Source organism: Flavobacterium sp. GSA192 (assembly GCF_006386525.1).
Lineage (GTDB): Bacteria > Bacteroidota > Bacteroidia > Flavobacteriales > Flavobacteriaceae > Flavobacterium > Flavobacterium commune.
Window position 1 is genome coordinate 351,277 of sequence record NZ_VAHC01000003.1, and the last position, 19,471, is coordinate 370,747.

General features: G+C 33.6%; 15 protein-coding genes. 3 read left to right on the forward strand and 12 right to left on the reverse strand.

Features of this window, described 5'->3' with window-relative positions; all coding sequences use genetic code 11:
* Positions 1–25: 25 nt before the first annotated feature.
* The 7 genes from FDM27_RS08375 to FDM27_RS08405 all read right to left on the reverse strand — a co-directional run bounded on the left by FDM27_RS08375 (position 26) and on the right by FDM27_RS08405 (position 6,876).
* Positions 26–508 (reverse strand): ABC transporter ATPase, encoded by a 483-nt coding sequence (locus FDM27_RS08375; RefSeq protein WP_071185868.1) that lies wholly within the window; start codon positions 506–508, stop codon positions 26–28.
* A 31-nt stretch (positions 509–539) separates the two neighbouring features.
* Complete coding sequence (locus tag FDM27_RS08380) at positions 540–1,313, reverse strand: phosphatase PAP2 family protein (RefSeq protein ID WP_071185869.1); 774 nt, start codon at positions 1,311–1,313, stop codon at positions 540–542.
* A gap of 23 nt (positions 1,314–1,336) precedes the next feature.
* The gene (locus tag FDM27_RS08385) at positions 1,337–2,128 is read right to left on the reverse strand and encodes a (Fe-S)-binding protein (RefSeq protein ID WP_071185870.1); all 792 of its coding nucleotides are present in this window, start codon (positions 2,126–2,128) and stop codon (positions 1,337–1,339) included.
* Between the two features lie 116 nt (positions 2,129–2,244).
* Complete coding sequence (locus tag FDM27_RS08390; protein ID WP_140485929.1) at positions 2,245–3,582, reverse strand: 4Fe-4S dicluster domain-containing protein; 1,338 nt, start codon at positions 3,580–3,582, stop codon at positions 2,245–2,247.
* A gap of 6 nt (positions 3,583–3,588) precedes the next feature.
* The gene (locus FDM27_RS08395) at positions 3,589–4,551 is read right to left on the reverse strand and encodes an MlaD family protein (protein WP_071185872.1); all 963 of its coding nucleotides are present in this window, start codon (positions 4,549–4,551) and stop codon (positions 3,589–3,591) included.
* 46 nt (positions 4,552–4,597) lie between these two features.
* Positions 4,598–5,728, reverse strand: coding sequence for an N-acetylmuramoyl-L-alanine amidase (locus tag FDM27_RS08400; protein WP_071185873.1), 1,131 nt, complete (start codon positions 5,726–5,728; stop codon positions 4,598–4,600).
* Between the two features lie 59 nt (positions 5,729–5,787).
* A complete protein-coding gene (locus FDM27_RS08405) occupies positions 5,788–6,876 on the reverse strand; it encodes an N-acetylmuramoyl-L-alanine amidase (RefSeq protein WP_140485930.1) in 1,089 nt (362 codons plus the stop codon).
* 92 nt (positions 6,877–6,968) lie between these two features.
* Between FDM27_RS08405 and FDM27_RS08410 the strand changes: the two genes are divergently transcribed.
* Both FDM27_RS08410 and FDM27_RS08415 read left to right on the forward strand, forming a co-directional pair.
* Complete coding sequence (locus FDM27_RS08410) at positions 6,969–9,716, forward strand: putative LPS assembly protein LptD (protein WP_140485931.1); 2,748 nt, start codon at positions 6,969–6,971, stop codon at positions 9,714–9,716.
* A 47-nt stretch (positions 9,717–9,763) separates the two neighbouring features.
* Positions 9,764–10,144, forward strand: a complete 381-nt coding sequence (locus tag FDM27_RS08415; protein ID WP_071185876.1) for a RidA family protein — start codon at positions 9,764–9,766, stop codon at positions 10,142–10,144.
* Here FDM27_RS08415 and FDM27_RS08420 read toward each other — a convergent pair.
* The 5 genes from FDM27_RS08420 to FDM27_RS08440 all read right to left on the reverse strand — a co-directional run bounded on the left by FDM27_RS08420 (position 10,134) and on the right by FDM27_RS08440 (position 18,240).
* A complete protein-coding gene (locus FDM27_RS08420; protein ID WP_071185877.1) occupies positions 10,134–10,508 on the reverse strand; it encodes a methylglyoxal synthase in 375 nt (124 codons plus the stop codon). The two genes, FDM27_RS08415 and FDM27_RS08420, sit on opposite strands and share 11 nt — an antisense overlap.
* Before the next feature lie 5 nt (positions 10,509–10,513).
* Positions 10,514–11,365 carry an N-acetylglucosamine kinase gene (locus FDM27_RS08425; protein WP_071185878.1) on the reverse strand — a complete coding sequence of 284 codons (852 nt, stop codon included), beginning with the start codon at positions 11,363–11,365 and terminating at the stop codon, positions 10,514–10,516.
* A 140-nt stretch (positions 11,366–11,505) separates the two neighbouring features.
* Positions 11,506–12,510 carry a type I glyceraldehyde-3-phosphate dehydrogenase gene (gene gap, locus FDM27_RS08430; RefSeq protein ID WP_071185879.1) on the reverse strand — a complete coding sequence of 335 codons (1,005 nt, stop codon included), beginning with the start codon at positions 12,508–12,510 and terminating at the stop codon, positions 11,506–11,508.
* Positions 12,511–12,588: 78 nt separating this feature from the next.
* Positions 12,589–13,575 (reverse strand): 6-phosphofructokinase, encoded by a 987-nt coding sequence (gene pfkA, locus FDM27_RS08435; RefSeq protein WP_071185880.1) that lies wholly within the window; start codon positions 13,573–13,575, stop codon positions 12,589–12,591.
* 228 nt (positions 13,576–13,803) lie between these two features.
* Entirely contained in the window at positions 13,804–18,240 is a 4,437-nt protein-coding gene (locus FDM27_RS08440) for a translocation/assembly module TamB domain-containing protein (protein WP_140485932.1), read from the reverse strand.
* Positions 18,241–18,445: 205 nt separating this feature from the next.
* On the opposite strand from FDM27_RS08440, the gene tsaD reads away from it, so the two are divergent.
* On the forward strand, positions 18,446–19,468 hold the full coding sequence (gene tsaD / locus FDM27_RS08445) for a tRNA (adenosine(37)-N6)-threonylcarbamoyltransferase complex transferase subunit TsaD (protein WP_140485933.1): 1,023 nt from the start codon (positions 18,446–18,448) through the stop codon (positions 19,466–19,468).
* The last annotated feature ends 3 nt before the right edge of the window (positions 19,469–19,471 follow it).

Here is a 19,471-nt window from a genome sequence, read left to right on the forward strand (position 1 = left end):
ACAAAATTCTCCTTTTCTATTTTTATTAAAAAAATCTACTGTGCCAGCTATCGGCTGCAGGAACTTCCCAGGATTCATTGTATTCCTGAATATTGTTAATCAGATTATTAAAAACAATTGTGTTTTCGGTAACCGCTTTATCCTTTACCATTTTTTTGAAATCAATCAATGGCTTATGAGCAATATGTTCTCCTAATTTAAAAGTTACATTCATTTTATCCAACAAATCAACTCCATATTTTTGTTCCAAACTTTGAATAAAAACCACCGAAGCATCAATGGAACAACCTGTAGCAGCTTGCACCTCCTGATTAACAGCAATAATAATAAATCGATTGTATTTTAATTGATAAGAAGCTTCTAAACTAGTTCCGTGTGCAGCCCAACCGTTAAGAAACAATTCTAAATCTTTTTCAATTTCAGAAAATTCGGCATCCGAAAATTTTCTATTTGATTGATAAATCCAAATTCTGGATTCTTCCGGTAAATTTTCAAATGGTACGTACATGATATATTAAGTTATTTTATTTTTATTAAATTCAAAATGAGGAAACCATACCAAATCCAAGTTGTTTTCCATCATAATAGGGAACAAATACTGATTTTCTATTTTTATGCTTTTTTGACGACAGCAGTTTATTTACTGCTGGATGCAACCAGTAAGCTGCTTTTGCACTCAAAATTCCTATACCTGCTCCTGCAATAACATCAGTAAGCCAATGCCTGTCATTATACATTCTAAAAGCTCCTGTTCCTGCCGCAACAGCATATCCTGCCACACCATACCAAGGCGAAACCTCTTTGTATTCCTGATACATTAATTCAGCCCCCATAAAGGCTATTGCAGTATGCCCTGAAGGAAACGAATCGAAACTGGAACCATCCGGTCTTTCAACATTAGTTGTCGTTTTAAGCGTTCCTACAGTTATTCCCATAATTAAAGTAGCAGTTGCAAGAATAATCGTTTTATCTCTAAGATTATTCTTCCCTTTTACACCAAAAGCTTCTAAAGCATATAATGAAGCTGCGGGTGCATAAAGAGTAAAATCATCTATAGTAAACTTTTTGTCGAAATTTTCATTAACCTCTTCCTTAATTTCAGAATTAACCGATTTTAAAAAATCACTTCCAAGCCCAACTACTCCATAACCAATTAAAACAGTGGGAATAATTAATTGCTTTTTATTAAAATGCAATTGCTCTTTGGTTTTTATCTCTAAAGTATCTGTTTTCTTTTCATCATAATTAGTCTGAGCTTGCAAAACAAAACTCATACATAGCATTATAAAAAAAACAGATTTTTTTAAAATCATATTTTTAGATAGTTAAAAAGTAACTACAAATCCTGTGCATTAGCAATTAGCTCAGCAATATCCATTACTTTCACATCTGCTTCTTTCTCTTTGTGTTTGATACCATCAGTCATCATGGTATTGCAAAACGGGCATCCGGTAGCAATTATTTCCGATTGAGTCTCTAGAGCATCTTCGGTTCTTTCGACATTGATTTCTTTATTTCCTTTTTCGGCATCTTTAAACATCTGCGCTCCACCGGCTCCACAACACAATCCATTAGCTTTAGAACGCTTCATTTCGACCAACTCTACATCTAATTTTTCAATTAGATCACGAGGTGCTTCGTAAACTTTATTAGCTCTTCCCAAATAACAAGGATCATGAAAAGTGATTTTTTTGCCTTTAAACTGACCTCCTTCAATAGTCAATCTACCGTCATTTAACAAGGATTTTAAAAATTCAGTATGATGAATCACTTCATAATGACCTCCTAATTCAGGATATTCATTTTTTAATGTATTGAAACAATGCGGACAAGCAGTAACGATTTTCTTCGCTTCATAAGCATTCAGCACTTCGATGTTCATCATGGCCTGCATCTGAAACAAAAATTCATTTCCGGCTCTTTTTGCAGGATCTCCAGTACAACTTTCTTCAGTACCCAGCACTGCAAATGGAACATTGGCACGATTTAAAATACGCACAAATGCTTTTGTTATTTTTTTGGCTCTATCGTCAAAACTCCCTGCACAACCTACCCAAAATAACACTTCCGGTTGCTTTCCTTGGGCCAGCATTTCTGCCATTGTAGGTACTATCAAATTTTCTGACATAACACTAAGTTATTTTGTTTATTGTTTAGGGTTTATGGTTTGTTACTGTTTTATAATTTTATAAATATTTGTTTTTAATCATACCAAAAACTATAAACAACAAACCATTAACTATTTTAGTCATTTTTCCAATTCAATCGGTCTTGCTGATTGTATGGCCAAGGCGCACCATTGTTTTCCACATTAGTCATCATGGCGTTTAATGTTGCTGGTGCAGCACTTTGCTCCATTACCAGATAGCGACGCATATCCATAATAATTGACAACGGACTTATGCTTACAGGACATTCCTCCACACAAGCATTACAAGAAGTACAAGCCCACAATTCTTCGGGAGTGATATAATCATTCAACAATGACTTATTATCCGGTACAAAAACACCTTTATTGGCATCGATATTTTTACCTATTTCCTCCATTCTATCACGGGTATCCATCATAATTTTACGAGGTGATAATTTCTTACCCGTTATATTAGCCGGACAAACCGATGAACATCTTCCACATTCGGTACAAGTATAAGCATTAAGCAATTGTACCCAATTTAAATCCTGAACATCACTGGCTCCAAATTTAGCAGGAACTTCGCCTTCTTGAGCTGCCGGTGCCGCAAATGGATCAGCATTAGGATCCATCATCATTTTAACTTCTTTAGTAACCGAAGCCAAATTATCAAACTCCCCTAACGGATTTAAATTGGCAAAATAAGTATTTGGGAAAGCTAAAACGATGTGCAAATGTTTAGAATAGTATAAATAGTTTAAAAATGCCATCACCATTAATAGATGTCCCCACCATCCTACTCGTTCTAAAATATGTAACGTACTTTCATTCATTCCGCCAAACATGGCAGGTCCTAAATGCTGTGAAACCGCAAAATTAAATGAACCAGTTCCTTCAAAATGAGATTTCCCTAATAAGTATAAAACTTCATCGGTTCCATTCATCGTAAAAATACAAATCACCAGAATTAATTCCATGATAAGAATCAAATTGGCATCCTTTTTAGGCCACCCCAATAATTCCGCTTTATTTAATCGTGGTAATTTTAAAAGATTTCTTCTCGATAAAAACGCCACCGTCGCAATTAATGCTAATAAAGAAAGTATTTCTATAAAACTTATTAAAAAAGTATAAAAACCTCCTAAACCGGTCTTAAAGAAACGATGTGAACCCGATAAACCATCTATAAATATTTCTAACAACTCAATTTGAGTAATTACAAAAGCAGCATATAACATAAAATGCAACAAAGCCGGAATAGGTCTGGTAAACATTTTTTTCTGCCCCAAGGCAATTAACGCCATGTTTTTCCACCTTTGCCCCGGATTGTCTTTTCTATTCACATCAATACCCAGATTAATGTTGCGGTAGATTTTTTTTACATTAGAAATGAAATATCCAAAACCAACAATTAAAACGATAGCAAATAATATATTATCTAAATAACTCATGTCTTGTTAGTTTTTAACCTTCGAAATGGTATCATTAGGCGCTTTATAGGGCTTGTTTTTCTTTCCAAAAAGAGAAACATTAACATATCTTGTAGGATACAAACGAAGATCCTGAAGTAATAGTTCTAATTCCTTAGAAGTACTGGATAAATTATTATAAAAAACATCGTCTTTTAACAACTTGCCCATACTTCCGTTTCCGGCTTCTAAACCAGCCATGATTCCGTTTACTTTGGTCAAAGTTGTATTTAAACTCTTCACTGTTTTTCCTAAATCGGCTTTATTTAAAGAATCGGATATTTTAGAAAAATTACTGGAAACTTTATTAAAGTTCGCAACAGTTCCCGAAATTTGAGCTTTGTTTTCGGCTAACATCGAGTTAACTCCGGCAGAAGCCTGATGAAACTGTTCCATAGTTTTGCTCAACTCAGCTAAACTTTTCTTTAAATCATCCTGTGTTTTCTTGTCTAAAACATTATTAATACCTGTAATTAGATTATCGGCATTCACTAATATTTTTTCGATTTTGTCCTGAAGCGGAACTAATTTTTTACTCAAAGATTCGGTCATTCCTAATCGCACATTTGCTTTTAGGTAATCTCCTGATTCTATATTTGTTTTATCTGTAAAATTAGGCTCTATGGCAATTTGTTTTCCGCCTATAAATCCCGGTTCATAGATAGTTGCGGTACTTTTTTTAGAAATAGGGAAATCGGTATCAATTTGCAACTCAACTAATAATTTAGCTGTATTAGGATTTATTGTAATTTTTTCTATTTTTCCAATAACCAATCCATTTAAAGTTACCGGAGCTGATGGAGACAAACCTTCGACACTATCATACTCTACATACAATGTAGTATAGCTATGAAAAAGATCTTTTCCCTTTAAAAAACTATAACCCCAAATAAATAATAATATCGATGCAATTACTAAAATTGCAGTTTTAATCTCTCTTGTTAGTATCAAAATATAAGTTTTAGTGCAAATTTAATATAAATAATTAGACTTGGTGTTATTTAATTGCTTCTTGAATATCGATTTCATTACCATTTTTAAAAGCAACTAAATATGCCGAATCAAAACCTTTAGCTTTGGCTTCTGTTAAAAGATTTTTGGAAAGCTCATAATCAGAAGTTTGTCCATAAAAGTACTTATAATTTTTACCACTAGAAATCATCGATATGTCTTTTAAGCCTTTGAAGTTTTTAGGAGCCAACTCTAATTTTCTACGTGAAACGGCTAATTGTACCTTGAAAACAATATCGGGGTTTGATTTCTTAGGTTCTTCAACTGATTTAGTACTTGCGGTAGTGTCTTCTGAATTTTCAATCATTCGTTGTGATGGCTTAACAACTTCTGATTCCTCGCCTCCAAAATATTCGCTTTTATAACTAATGATTGCATCAGCAATAGCACGGGCAATATCATCCTGACCTTCTTCTGAAGCAAGAATATTTCCTTCAACATAATTCGAAATAAAACCCATTTCGATTAAAACTCTCGGCATATAAGCTTTGTGAAGCACCATAAAAGGAGCTTGTTTTACTCCTCCGCCTCTAATTTTCTTACCTAATGCTGCAAAACCATTTTGTATTTTACTGGCTAAAGAAATACTGTTATCCAAATATTCTTCCTGCATTAAAGTAAAACCAATCATCGTTTCGGGAGAATTAGGATCAAAACCTTCGTATTTTGTTTGATAGTCTTTTTCCAGAGTAACTACTGCATTTTCCTTTTTAGAAGCTTCCAGGTTAGACGCAATTTTAGTCATACCCATTACATAAGTCTCTGTTCCGTCGGCAGCAGTATTTCTATTGGCATTACAGTGAATAGAAACAAAAATATTAGCGTTAGCTCGATTAGCAATATTAGCTCTTTCGATCAAATCAATAAAAACATCGGTTTTTCGGGTATAAATAACACTGACTTTAGGATGTGATTCCAAAATTTTACCCACTTTTAAAACTACTGCCAAAGCAATATTTTTTTCAACATGACCGTTATAAGCCGCTCCAAAATCGTGTCCGCCATGACCTGCGTCCAATGTAACCTTAAATACCTGATCGGATTGTGAAAAAACAAGACTACTAACCATCATCATTAAAACAGCAAGCAGCACATCAGTTTTTTTATATTTTTTCATTATTCTCAACATAAATTTTTTACAAAATTACAAATTTAGTCCTTAATTTCTAGGAGAACTTAGTTTACCCTTGAAGTTTTACCGTCTTTAACTGCTACAATAAAAGCATCCGGAAAACCTTTGTTTTTAGCCTCTTTTTCCAACTTTTTAGCTTCATTAATATCAGATGTTTCTCCATACATATATTTAAAAAAGTTAGCTGTTCGCATACTGGACACGTTTTTCAGACCCTTAAAATTGCTTGAAACCAAACGCAATTCCCTTGTACTTACTGCAATCTGTACTTTATAAACTGAATCTGTAGCATTATTACTTCCAATATTTTTATTATTAGCATTCTCCGGTTTTACTGAAGCTATCGAACTGTATTTAGCACCTCCAAAATATTCATTCTTGTATTTAATAATTGCATCTGCAATTTGTCGGGCCATTTTTTCCTGACCTTCATTCGAATTTAAAAAAGCCCCTTCTGTTTTATTAGAAAGAAAACCTAATTCTATCAAAACACTTGGCATATATGCTGCATCCAAAACCCAAAGCGGCTGTTGCTTAACTCCTCTTGAATTTCGTTTTAACCTATTTGTAAAATTACTTTGGATTTTAGTAGCCAGATTAATACTGCTATTTAAATTTTCCTCCTGCATCATGGTTAAACCAATAAGTGACTCGGGCTTTTTAGGATCAAATCCCTGGTATTTTTCCTTGTAATTATTTTCGAAAAGAATAACCGAATTTTCATTTTTAGCCACTTCCATATTCATATCACTGCGTGACAATCCCATCACGAAGGTTTCTGTACCCGAAGGAGCATTATTCTTTACCGAATTACAATGAATTGAAACAAACAAATTAGCATTAGCCTTATTAGCAATTTTAGGACGCTTTTCTAATTCAATAAACACATCAGAGGTACGAGTATAAATAATCTTAAAATCTTTATCATTTTCAAGGTAACTCCCTACTTTAAGTGTTGTTTTAAGAGCAATTTCTTTTTCTCTATAACCATGATACATATTACCCGGATCTTTACCTCCGTGACCTGCATCTAAAATGATTGTAAAACTGTTATTTTTTTGCGAAAAAACTGAATTACAAAGAACTAAGATTAAAACAATGCTTAAAAGTGGATTCTTATAATTGAATTTCATCTGCAAAAGTTAATTTTAATTAAAACGTATTTCCTATAGAAGTATTATTTACTTATTTTTGACCCGCCTTTGACTGGAAATTAGATTTAATTTTGCCGAGTCAAAAATCGAGCCATAATTTTACAAAAATAGTATTTATCCCTTTGCGTACAAACTTATTTCATATCGTTTTACTATCCTTTTTCCTAACATTTGGGGCAACTAACATATATTCGCAAGATATAACAAAAAAAACGAAGCCTATTGCTATTCCTAAGCAACAACAAACTACAACAACGCAAAAAAAGCCCGAAATCACTGTAAATGACAGCATAACAAAGGTAAAAGACAGCGTAAAAACCGATAGTATTAAACCCAAAAAAGCATTTCTGGAAGGAAAAGTAAAATACAAAGCAGAGCAATACGCTAAAATTGACCAAAAAAAGAAACTAATCACTTTGTACGACAATGCCGAACTTTATTACCAGGATATTGAATTAAAATCGGGTAAAATTGTAATGGATTATGAAAAAAGCGAAGTTTATGCTGGTCGAATTAAAGATTCTTTAGGTAAATACACTCAATATCCCAACTTTAAACAGGGCGAAAATATTATAGAACCGGACTCGATACGCTTTAATTTCAAAACAAAAAAAGCCCTAATATGGAACTCAAAAACTGATCAGGGAGAATTTAATGTAAAAGCAGCTATTACAAAAAAAGAAAATGATTCGGTTTACTTTTTAAAAGGAGCTCGTTTTACAACATCTACAAATAAAGAAAATCCCGAATATTATTTCCAAACCAATAAGGTAAAATTTATTCCGGGTAAAAAAGTAATTACCGGATTAACTAATTTAGTCATTGCCGATGTACCCACACCTATTGCCCTGCCTTTTGCTTTTTTCCCGATGAGCAAAGAAACCAGTGTTTCCGGATTAATTTTACCCAGTTATAACGACTCAAACAATCGTGGATTTTCATTGCAAAACGGAGGATACTATTTTGCACTTAGTGACCATTACGATTTAACTGTGCTGGGAGATTACTATACTAACGGCAGTTATGGTATGCGATTTGAATCCTCCTACGCTACCCGATACAAATACAGAGGAAATGTTAACATCCGTTTTGAAAACCTTATCAATAGTGAAAGAGGCTATCCTGACTATTCCAGACAAAATATATACAACATTCAATGGTCACATTCCAGAGATTCGAAAGCTAATCCTAATTCGAGTTTCTCAGCATCGGTTAACTTAGGAAGTAGTAAATATTACCAACAATCTATTAATCAGTCCAATATTGGATCTTCATTAAACAACACCTTAAGTTCGTCAGTTTCTTACTCTAAAACATTCAATATTATTCCTCAGGCACGTTTGTCATTGTCTGCTACGCATTCGCAAAATACCCAAACTGAGACCATTAATATGACTTTGCCAACTTTGCAATTTAGCTTAGACAGAATGTACCCCTTTGTTGGAAAAGATGGTGTAAAAAAAGGTTTTTTCAAAAACATCAACTTACAGTATAATTTAAACGGACGTAATTCCATTACCACTACCGATTCGTTATTTTTCAAACCCGAAATGTTTAAAGATGCACAAATGGGAATGCAACACAGTATTCCTTTGAGTACTAACTTTAAATTATTCAAATATTTTAGTGCTTCGACTTCTGTTAATTACGAAGAGATTTGGTACGCAAAAACCATCCGAAGAGCTTATGATGCTGAACAAAGTGCTGTAGTTGACCGAACAGTAAACGGATTTGATGCTTTTAGAACCTATAACCTGTCTGCCAGTTTAGGAACTACTATTTACGGAACTTTCAATTTTGGTGAAAATAAAAAAATACAAGCCATCAGACACGTTATGCGTCCCTCTATTTCGTATGCTTACACTCCAAGTTTTGAAAAATATTACGACACCTATGCCTCTGATGCCAGCGGAACTATGGATAAACGATACACTCGATTTGAAGGCGGAATTTATGGTGCTCCGGGATTAAGCAATTCTAATACGATGGGAATTAGCATCAGTAACACCTTTGAAGCAAAAGTTAGAGATGCTGATTCAACGAAAACAGAGCCCAAAAAAGTAATGCTATTAAACAACCTGAATTTATCTACCAGTTACAATCTTGATGCCGATGGGGTTACCGCACTGGCCTGGTCTCCGGTAAGGGTAAGTACGGGAGCGCAATTTTTTCAAAACAAACTGAATGCTAACTTTGCTACCACTTTAGATCCTTATGCAATTGATAATTCAGGACGAAGAATTAACAAATTTAATATTGACAATGGAGGAAGTTTATTCAGAATGACCAGTGCCAATATTACACTAAACTATGCTTTATCAAGTAAAGATAAAGAAGATAAAAAGAATAAAAACACGGAGCAAACCACCAGAAATGGTGGTCGTGAAGACGACCTTTTCGGAACAGCAACAGATTTGAATGACAACAGACAAAGTTTATTTGATGGCAGCGAGGAAGAAGGCGAAGATACTATTTCGGAATTTTTCAATGCCAAACTGCCTTGGGATATGACTTTTGCTTATTCTTTTACTTATAGCAATAACAATCGTGAAAGCAGGATTACAGGAAATTCTCTAATGATTTCGGCCAATACCGATTTAACTCCAAAATGGAAAGTAGGAGTATCTACAGGATATGATTTTGTTCAAAACGGAGTTACCTATACCCAATTGCGATTTGAACGTGATTTAGCAAGCTGGAGACTAAGTTTTAACTGGACTCCTTTTGGAAATAACGCAAACTGGAATTTCTTTATCGGAATTAAATCAGGTATGTTGAGCGATATTAAATGGGAAAAACGCAACTACCCTACTCGTTAATCTGACTAAAATACAAAACCATTCGTTTCATATAAAACCCTATTATCATGAAAAAAGTAATTTTTACCGAAAAAGCCCCTGCTCCTATTGGTCCGTATAATCAAGCCATACTTACCGGTAACACCTTATACACTTCGGGACAAATCGCCATCAATCCAGCTGACGGAAGTTTAGTTACCGCTACTATCGAAGCCGAAACAACTCAGGTTATGGAAAATCTAAAAGCTGTTTTGGAAGCTGCCGGAATGACTTTTGAAAACGTTGTAAAATCAACTATTTTTATCATGAACATGAATGATTTTGGAGCTATCAACGGCATTTATGGTTCTTATTTTAACGAAAAAACCGCTCCAGCTCGTGAAACGGTTCAGGTGGCTTGTTTGCCAAAAAATGTAAATGTAGAAATTTCAGTAATTGCTATACTCTAGTAGCAATTGCATCTAATAATAATTGTGCTGTAGCTTCATTAGTAGCCAAAGGCACATTGTGTACGTCACATACACGAACAAGCATACTCACATCTGGTTCGTGTGGGTGACTTGCCAAAGGGTCTTTAAAAAAGAAAACCATATTAGTTTTTCCTTCAGCCACTCTGGCAGCTATTTGAGCATCACCTCCTATAGGTCCCGAAAGCATTTTCATTACTTTAAAACCTGCTTTTTCAGCTCTTCCTCCGGTTGTACCGGTAGCAATAAGCTGAATATTTTCTCTGGATAAAATATCTTTATTTTTGTTTAAAAATTGAACCATGTCAACTTTTTTTCCATCGTGTGAAATAATAGCAATTTCCATAATTCTTATTTATTAGCTACGTGATACGAAATCAAACCATCAATAGGTCTTCTTAAAACATTACCTAATTGTAAGTTGTATTTATCAAAAGTATGTTGCAATTCCTCTTTTAAATAATAAGCAATTGAACCAATAAAATGAACCGGAACCTCTTTGCAATTATCATATTGCTGAATGTAATTTTTCACAAAAGACTTCATGCCTTTACGAATAATTTTTTGACAAAACTCAGTTTCTTTATGCTGAATTAAAAACTTAGCGAAGGTGGCCAAATAAGCGTTTGGATTCTCTTCTTTGTATAATTTGTTTTTAATAAAATCAGGATCCACATTGAACTCTTTTTCAAATTCAACAGCTAAATCTTTAGGCATTTTATTAAAATAATATTTTCTGATTAATTCTTTTCCAAAAACATTTCCACTGGCGTCATCCATAACGATATACCCTAAAGATTGTACTTTTTGATGCAATTGAGTTCCATCAAAATAACTGCAATTGGAACCTGTTCCCAGGATACAAACAATTGCTTTTTCGTCTTTTGGCGTAGTTGCATAAACAGCCGCATAAGTATCTTCTTCCACAACAATTTTAGCATTTGGAAAATAATCCTGAAAAACAGCAGTCAAACTGATTTTCATTCTGTCAGTTCCGCAACCTGCACCATAGAAAAATAAATGAGTAGCCTCTTTTTTGCTTTGTTGAATATCAAATCGATCCTCTAAACGAGCTACAATTTGATCTCCTTCCAGGATTTCCGGATTTAAACCCAGTGTTTGAGTTGTAAATAATATTTTTCCATGATCGTCTATCGCAATCCAGTCGGCTTTGGTAGAACCACTATCAACTATTAATTTCATTTATTTTAGTTTTTAGATTTGTTTTTAGATAAGCTGTTCCTTTTTAATTAAAAATGTTGTTTTTACATTAATTAAAAGAGGTATAAAATAAGAAAATCCCGTTCGACGCATCGAACGGGATTTTCTAAAATTGTAAAATATTATTTTAAACCTGCAATATGTACAGATAAATCAATTAATTTACTAGAGTATCCGTACTCATTATCGTACCAAGATACTAATTTAAAGAAAGTAGAATTCAAACCAATTCCTGCAGTAGCATCAATGATTGAAGTTCTTTTGTCAGAGATAAAATCTTGAGAAACAACAGCATCTTCAGTATATCCTAAGATACCTTTCATGTTAGTTTCAGAAGCATTTTTCAAAACAGCCATAATTTCTTCATAAGAAGTTTCTTTAGCTACTTTTACAGTTAAGTCAACAGTAGAAACGTCAGCAGTAGGAACACGGAAAGCCATACCAGTTAATTTTCCATTCAATTCAGGAATAACTTTTCCAACCGCTTTAGCAGCTCCTGTAGAAGAAGGAATAATGTTGATTGCAGCAGCACGTCCACCTCTCCAGTCTTTTCTAGAAGGACCATCAGCAGTCATTTGAGTTGAAGTTGTAGCGTGAACAGTAGTCATCAAAGCTTCAACAATTCCGAAGTTATCGTGAATTACTTTAGCTAATGGAGCTAAACAGTTTGTAGTACAAGAAGCGTTAGAAACAACTAAATCAGTAGCTTTTGCAGTTTCGTGGTTTACTCCCATTACAAACATTGGAGCATCAGCAGAAGGAGCAGAAATAATTACTTTTTTAGCACCACCTTTAATGTGCTCATTTGCAGTTTCGATAGTTGTAAAAATACCAGTACATTCAGCAACTACATCAACGTCAACTTCATTCCATTTTAAGTCAGCTGGATTTCTTTCAGCAGTGATACGGATGTTTCTTCCGTTTACGTATAATTTTCCTTCTTTTACTTCAACATCACCATCAAAACGACCGTGAACTGAATCATATTTTAATAAGTAAGCTAAGTGATCTACATCTAATAAGTCATTGATTGCAACAACTTCTACATTATCTCTGTTGAAAGACTCTCTAAAAACAATTCTTCCGATTCTTCCGAAACCGTTTATTCCTAATTTTACTTTTGACATTTCTTTATTTATTTATTGTTTATTATTCTGATTGAAAAATTTTCGCAAATTTAATAATTAATTCTGCTACAATTTTTATTAAGTTGTGATAATATCTGAAACTCTCAACAACTCTCTGTCGATTTCCGACTTACCTTTGATGGCTAATGATAATGGAGTAAGATTTACAGTATCATTTTTTAATCCTACCATAAAGTTAGACACTCCGTCTAATAATGATTCTACAGCTTTAACACCTAAACGGCTAGCTAATACCCTATCAAAACAAGAAGGCGAACCTCCACGTTGCATGTGTCCTAATACAGATACACGAACATCATATTCCGGCAAATTAGCATCCACATAATCTTTTAATTCGAATACATTTTTACCTATTTTATCTCCTTCTGCAATTACAACAATACTGGATGATTTTCCGGAAGCTTTACTTTTTTGAAGTGATTCCAATAGACGATCTAGCCCTAAATCTTCTTCAGGAATTAAAATTTCTTCAGCACCACCTGCAATACCTGCGTTCAATGCAATGTGTCCGGCATCTCTTCCCATTACTTCCACAAAGAATAAACGATTGTGTGAACTGGCAGTATCTCTAATTTTATCGATACAATCTACTACGGTATTTAGAGCAGTATCATATCCTAAAGTATGTGTTGTTCCGTAAATATCATTATCGATCGTTCCCGGAATTCCCATTACAGGAAAATTATATTCTGAGTTAAAAATCAAAGCTCCTGTAAACGTACCGTCTCCTCCGATAACTACTAAAGCTTCAACCCCTTCTTTAACTAAGTTATCATGTGCTTTTTTTCTTCCTTCAGCAGTTCTGAATTCAGATGAACGAGCCGATTTTAAAATCGTTCCTCCTTTATTAATAATATTATTTACACTACGAGGTCCCATTTCTTTGAAGTCTCCTTCAATCATCCCTTGGTATCCTCTGTAAATCCCAACACATTCTATATTATGATAAGCACAAGTTCGAACTACAGAACGTATCGCGGCATTCATTCCCGGTGAATCTCCACCTGAGGTTAAAACACCTATTTTTTTTATTGTTTTTAGCATAGTTTTAGTTTTGAAAGGTAAAATTAAGAAACATTAATTACTTTAAAAGGGTATGACTTAATATTTTAACTAATCAGCTTAAATTCAAACGTTTTCGTTAATAAGTTTCACAAAAAACAAAAAAACTGAACTTTTTTTTGAAAGAAATCGATTTTTAGATAATTTAACTAAGAATACCTTATTTTAACCTTTATCTAACATTTTAATAAAACAACATCGATTAGCAAACTACTCTTCGTCCTCGGCTTTAACCGCTTCTTTATTCTTTTTTGAATCAGCCTTTTTAGGAGCTTTCTTTTTACTGAAATTAATATACTCCGGAATTACATTAGAATCCTGAAAATACTCATTAGTATTACCTGTATTTTGAATACGGTATTTTTTAAATATCTTACTAACCAATTCCCTGAAAGTATCAAAATCAACATCATAAGTCACCCCTAAACCTTGGGTATAACCTATTCCCTGACCAATATAATTAATATCATTTTCTCTGTTGAATAATCGTAAATTCATTGTTCCATCCTGATTTACCCTATACAAAACTTCAACATCGCCTACTACTGCCGATTCATTAATTCCTCCAAAAGGAACCCCTACCTTTCCGTTAATAGAAATACGCTCATTAATTTTTGACGAAATAGTTGCTACTACTCTACCATCGGTTTCTCTACCAATTCTTCTGTCAGGAGAAACATAATTCAGTCCTACCTTAAACTTATCACTATCCGTCTTTAAAATATCTCCTAACAAACTGGAAGCGGTTTCAAACAAACTTCCCGAAAAATCAGACTGATTCACTCCTTCAGGACTCAAAAAACCTCCCGAAGAAAGCAAGTACAAAGCCTGTGTTTGCCTTACATCTTTATCGTATAATTTATATTGAATTTCCGATTTTAAAACATTACTCACCGTTGGGAATTCTATATTAAAATCAGGATCCGGACTGGCTAAATCTCCCTGAATACCAATAACTACGTTCACCGGGACTTTTCGGTTAAATGAAGAATTGTCCAACAAAACAGCAGGATTCGCAATGGTTTTGTAAACCGCCTGTAAATTCAACTGCGCTCGCATTGGATTCCCTTCCCAGGAAATAGAACCTCCTTTTTTTACATCAAACTTCTTATCAATTAATCCGCCGTATTTAAAATTATAAGTTCCTTCATAAGCCTGGAAGTCACCCCACATATTAAATTTTCCTAAAGTATTAATTTCAAACAAAAGTGAACCATAACCTCTACCACGCATTCCATGTCCTGAATTTCTATCTAATATCACTTCCACCTCGGCATCGGGCGTTATGTCCAAATCAAATTTTAACTCAAGACCATTATACTTTCGGGTATTTTCGACAATTCCCATTTTTTTATTATACTTTTCCTTGGGTGTTACAAAGTGAATAAAAGAATTCTCGCCTACACTCTCGGCATAATTAATAGGTATTTTAACGTCGGATCCCTTCTCTGATTTTGCGTCAATTTTTATCAACAAAGCATTAGTAGGTCCTTTAATCGTTGCAGCTCCGTTAATAAAAGCAGTTCCATAATAGGCCGCATCTTCAGAATCCTTGGTATCTAAAACCACCAGCCTTTTGGAAGTTATCCCAAAATCCAGTTTCCAGTCTGCAAAATTATTATGCTCAATACTACCATTCAATAAACCTCTGGTATTAAATTTAGAATCGGTAATGGTATTATTTCTAAACAAAAATGTCTCATCTACCAAATCCACTACTGAACGATCACTCAACTGATAATCAACATTGAGATAAGGAATAGTCATTCCTGCTTTATCTACAAACAATCGTCCGCTTATTTTTGGCTTATTTACATCTCCTGTTACAATTGAATTTCCTGTTACAAATCCTCGGATATTAGACAAAACGTCACCTCCTAACGAACTAAAAACACCTAAATTAAACTTATCCAATTTCAATTTTAAATCAAGAACCGTTTTCTTGTTGACAATTTCAAAACTTCCGTTAGCATTAAAAGATTCCAGATTATCATTTTGCAAATAAGAATTAATACTGAATTTTTCCAGATTTTGATCTCCTTCAATATCAAACTTCAAAGTTCCCAAGTCGGTTTTATTAATATTCAGTTTATCGACTATTAATGAAGCGGTGGGCTTATAAATCTGATTGTTTTGTTTAAAATGAATGGCACCGTTTACATTTCCGTTAAACACAAACTTACTGCTCAAAGGCGTAATTTTATACAAATCAACATCTTTAAAACTAAGTTCTAAATTCTTATTCAAATTATCTTTTATTACCCCATTTAAAGCCACAGATTGATTTTCGTGAGAAAGTATGATATTATCAAAATTGAAATTCTTAACCGATTTATCAAAAACTATTTTATTATCCGATCGGTCCTGTTGATTCAAATACCATAAATTCTCCTTGAATTTCATCTCTGATTTACTAATACCTACCACATTATTATTATCCTCATCAATGGTATGATATAAATTCAGATTGAAATAATCTTCTCCTTTTTCGCCTCCTTTAAACTCGGAACGAAACAGTAAAGTATCTTTAGTGGTGATGTTAATCAAGCTAAAATCACGCATTTTATAATAAGGCGTTTTGATGCTATCTAATTCCACATAAGCATTGTACAACGGATTTTTATTATCAATAGCAACACTAATATTATCAAAAGTATTCTTAGCATACACAATTTTAGGCGAATTAAAATTCATCTTAAATTCCTGACCATCCGATTTGATGTTTCCTTTAAGAACCGTATTGGTTGCCAACGCAATTTCGGGATATAAAATCTCAACAATCTTACTGTAAATAGTAAAATTAAACCTTAAAAATTGTCCTTTGTTTACTTTTTCGGGCTTAAAATTAGTATATAAACTACCCAGTGAATTCTTAGCCAATCTTCCTAATTGACTAAATTGAAAACGCCCTACCACTTTTCCTTCAACAATATCCGGAGAATCAATTGTTAGCGTACGAATTCCTTTTTCGTCAAAAGTGGAATTAATATTAAAATCATCAAAAAAATAAGTATCCTTTACATTTTGATACGAAGTCTCTTTTATATAAATATTTCCCTGTAAATTTTCAATAGTATTTCCTGTGACCTGTACCACCACATCACCTTTAAAATTAGAAATACTATCCTTTACAAATTTCAGCTTATTCAAATTGGCATGGGCCACATTGATATGAAAATCATATTTATTTTCTTTGGCACTTAAATCAACCAAACCATCAAATTCCATATCCAGATTAGGATCATCTACCGAAATTTGACCTTTATAATAAGGCAATTTAAAATTACCATTAACAACAATATTGCTGTATCTGTAATTTTTATAATCAACTGTATTGATAGTTCCTTTTAACTGTGTGTTCAAGAATTTCTCTGTAAATCCTTTTCCATCTACATTGACATCCATGGTTACTTTTCCTAAATCTTCACGATTTAAAAAAGTTCCAACATCAAAATTTTCAAAAACTACATTTCCGGTATAAGTCGCTTTATCAATAAAATCTATATTTGTCATCGAAAAAACCGACTGTACTCTTCCAATTTCTGATTTCAAATTCAGTGCTGCATCGATAGCTGTAGCTGTAAGTTGGGTGCTTCCTTCCATCCAAAAATCCCCCAATGTTTTTAATTCAACCGGTAGTTTTTTGCCAAGAACATTAGGAAGAAGGTTCACTAAATTATCGTAACTCGAGTTGATTCGGCTAAAATCGCCATCCATATAAAATCGCTGATGTTGTTTTCCAAAAATATTTTTGAAACGAATAGCACCTTCAATTCTTGTTTTTTTCGAATCAACTAACTTTAAACGATTTACATACAAATCGTTTAAAGCCCCATTAATATCGGCTCTGTTGATATAAAAGAAATGATTTTTAGCTAATTCATTATAAAAATAACGAACATCATTACTTGCTATCGAAGCCGAATGAATCTTAACATCAAACTTTACTTTATCATTAAAATGAGCAAAATCTTCAATTTTATAATTCAACGCCACTTCAGCTTTTATTTTGGATTCAGGCGTTTTCAAATCCAGATTTTTCAACTGAATTTTTTTCTTTGTATAGCTAAAAACCGTACTTAAATCAGCTACAAACAATCCACGATGATCTAAAAAAGATAATTTATCGATTTTTATATCCACATCCGGTCCATAGAGTTTAAAATCCGTCAATTCAGCATTAACCTTTGTAAAATCAACATCTTTTGGATTAGCTCTGTTATAATCATACAATCTAAAATGAGCATTATTAATATAGGCCTTATCGGAAATAAAAAGCGTATGCTTGCCGGAGGGTGGTTTTCCAGAATCAAAAGCATCAATAAAAACATCCATATTGGTTTTCTTCTCGTTTTTATAGGTTTTCATATCAAACAGAACACCATTCAAACGAATAGTTTTAAAAATCAAATCGCCTTCTAAAACCGCATTCACATCTAAAAGATTCGTATTCAAAATCTTCGTGTAAATCAAAGTATCCTTGTGATGATCTAAAATCAACACATTTTGGATTTTCACTCCACCAAAAACAGAAATTTTAACTTTATCAATATTAATATTAGTCCCAAAATCATTATTGATTCGTCCCATCAGGTATTTTCCCACTTTAGTTTGAACCGCCGGCAAAGATAAAGCAATACCAAGCATCAACAAAAGAATGATGAGCCCCAGAATTATACTCGAAGTTATTTTAATGGCTTTTTTGATATACTTTGCTTTTATTTATGAAATATTATTTTGCTTAAGGAAAGAGCAAAACCTTTAATAAAAATTCTTTAATTTTGGCTGCGCCGTAAAATTAAAAAAAATAAAATCGGTTTCTATAGATAATTCAAAAATTGTGCCTTCAAATATGCTAAATCCCGAGGTTTTTATTCTTGCTATCGAAAGTTCATGCGATGATACTGCTGCAGCCGTTTTATGTAACGACAAAGTACTGTCAAATGTTGTGGCAAATCAATTAATTCATACCCAGTACGGCGGTGTGGTTCCTGAACTGGCTTCAAGAGCACATCAGCAAAATATTGTACCTGTAATTGATGCTGCTTTAAAAAAAGCCAATATACAAAAAGAACAACTTTCAGCCATTGCATTTACTCAAGGACCGGGACTAATGGGTTCTTTATTAGTAGGTAGTTCATTTGCCAAATCAATGGCACTGGCATTGGGAATTCCACTTATTGCGGTCAACCACATGCACGCACATATTTTGGCGCATTTTATAGACGAAGAAGGTTATGACAAACCCGAATTTCCTTTCCTGGCCTTAACCATTAGCGGCGGACATACCCAAATTGTGAAAGTCAACCACTTTTTTGATATGCAAATCATTGGCGAAACCACCGATGATGCTGTAGGTGAAGCTTTTGACAAAAGCGCTAAAATCCTGGGACTTCCCTATCCTGGTGGGCCTTTAGTAGATAAATATGCCCAACTGGGAAATCCAAAAGCATATCCTTTTACCAAACCGAAAGTTCCCGGACTGGATTTTAGTTTTTCAGGTTTAAAAACGGCAATCTTATATTTCATCCAAAAAGAAAAACAAAAAAATCCAAATTTTATCGAAGAAAACACCAATGATATTTGTGCTTCGATTCAATATACGATTATCCAAATTTTAATGGACAAATTAAAATTGGCTGTACAAGAAACGGGAATTAAACAAATAGCTATTGGCGGAGGCGTTTCGGCAAATTCCGGAATCAGACAAACTTTAAAAGACGCTGAACAAAAATACGGCTGGAAAACATTTGTCCCTAAATTTGAATACACGACCGATAATGCTGCCATGATAGGAATTGTAGGTTATCAAAAATTCTTGTCTCAAAATTTCGAAAATGCTTCAGTTGTTTCTAAAGCGCGAATTCAATTCTAAACT

Excerpts from the sequence above, each read along its gene's own strand:
- FDM27_RS08415 (WP_071185876.1), top strand. The coding sequence starts at position 9,764 with ATGAAAAAAGTAATTTTTACCGAAAAAGCCCCTGCTCCTATTGGTCCG.
- FDM27_RS08385 (WP_071185870.1), bottom strand. The coding sequence starts at position 2,128 with ATGTCAGAAAATTTGATAGTACCTACAATGGCAGAAATGCTGGCCCAA.
- FDM27_RS08440 (WP_140485932.1), bottom strand. The coding sequence starts at position 18,240 with ATGCTTGGTATTGCTTTATCTTTGCCGGCGGTTCAAACTAAAGTGGGA.
- tsaD (WP_140485933.1), top strand. The coding sequence starts at position 18,446 with ATGCTAAATCCCGAGGTTTTTATTCTTGCTATCGAAAGTTCATGCGAT.
- FDM27_RS08380 (WP_071185869.1), bottom strand. The coding sequence starts at position 1,313 with ATGATTTTAAAAAAATCTGTTTTTTTTATAATGCTATGTATGAGTTTT.
- pfkA (WP_071185880.1), bottom strand. The coding sequence starts at position 13,575 with ATGCTAAAAACAATAAAAAAAATAGGTGTTTTAACCTCAGGTGGAGAT.
- FDM27_RS08390 (WP_140485929.1), bottom strand. The coding sequence starts at position 3,582 with ATGAGTTATTTAGATAATATATTATTTGCTATCGTTTTAATTGTTGGT.
- FDM27_RS08405 (WP_140485930.1), bottom strand. The coding sequence starts at position 6,876 with ATGAAATTCAATTATAAGAATCCACTTTTAAGCATTGTTTTAATCTTA.
- FDM27_RS08400 (WP_071185873.1), bottom strand. The coding sequence starts at position 5,728 with ATGAAAAAATATAAAAAAACTGATGTGCTGCTTGCTGTTTTAATGATG.
- FDM27_RS08425 (WP_071185878.1), bottom strand. The coding sequence starts at position 11,365 with ATGAAATTAATAGTTGATAGTGGTTCTACCAAAGCCGACTGGATTGCG.
- FDM27_RS08420 (WP_071185877.1), bottom strand. The coding sequence starts at position 10,508 with ATGGAAATTGCTATTATTTCACACGATGGAAAAAAAGTTGACATGGTT.
- gap (WP_071185879.1), bottom strand. The coding sequence starts at position 12,510 with ATGTCAAAAGTAAAATTAGGAATAAACGGTTTCGGAAGAATCGGAAGA.
- FDM27_RS08375 (WP_071185868.1), bottom strand. The coding sequence starts at position 508 with ATGTACGTACCATTTGAAAATTTACCGGAAGAATCCAGAATTTGGATT.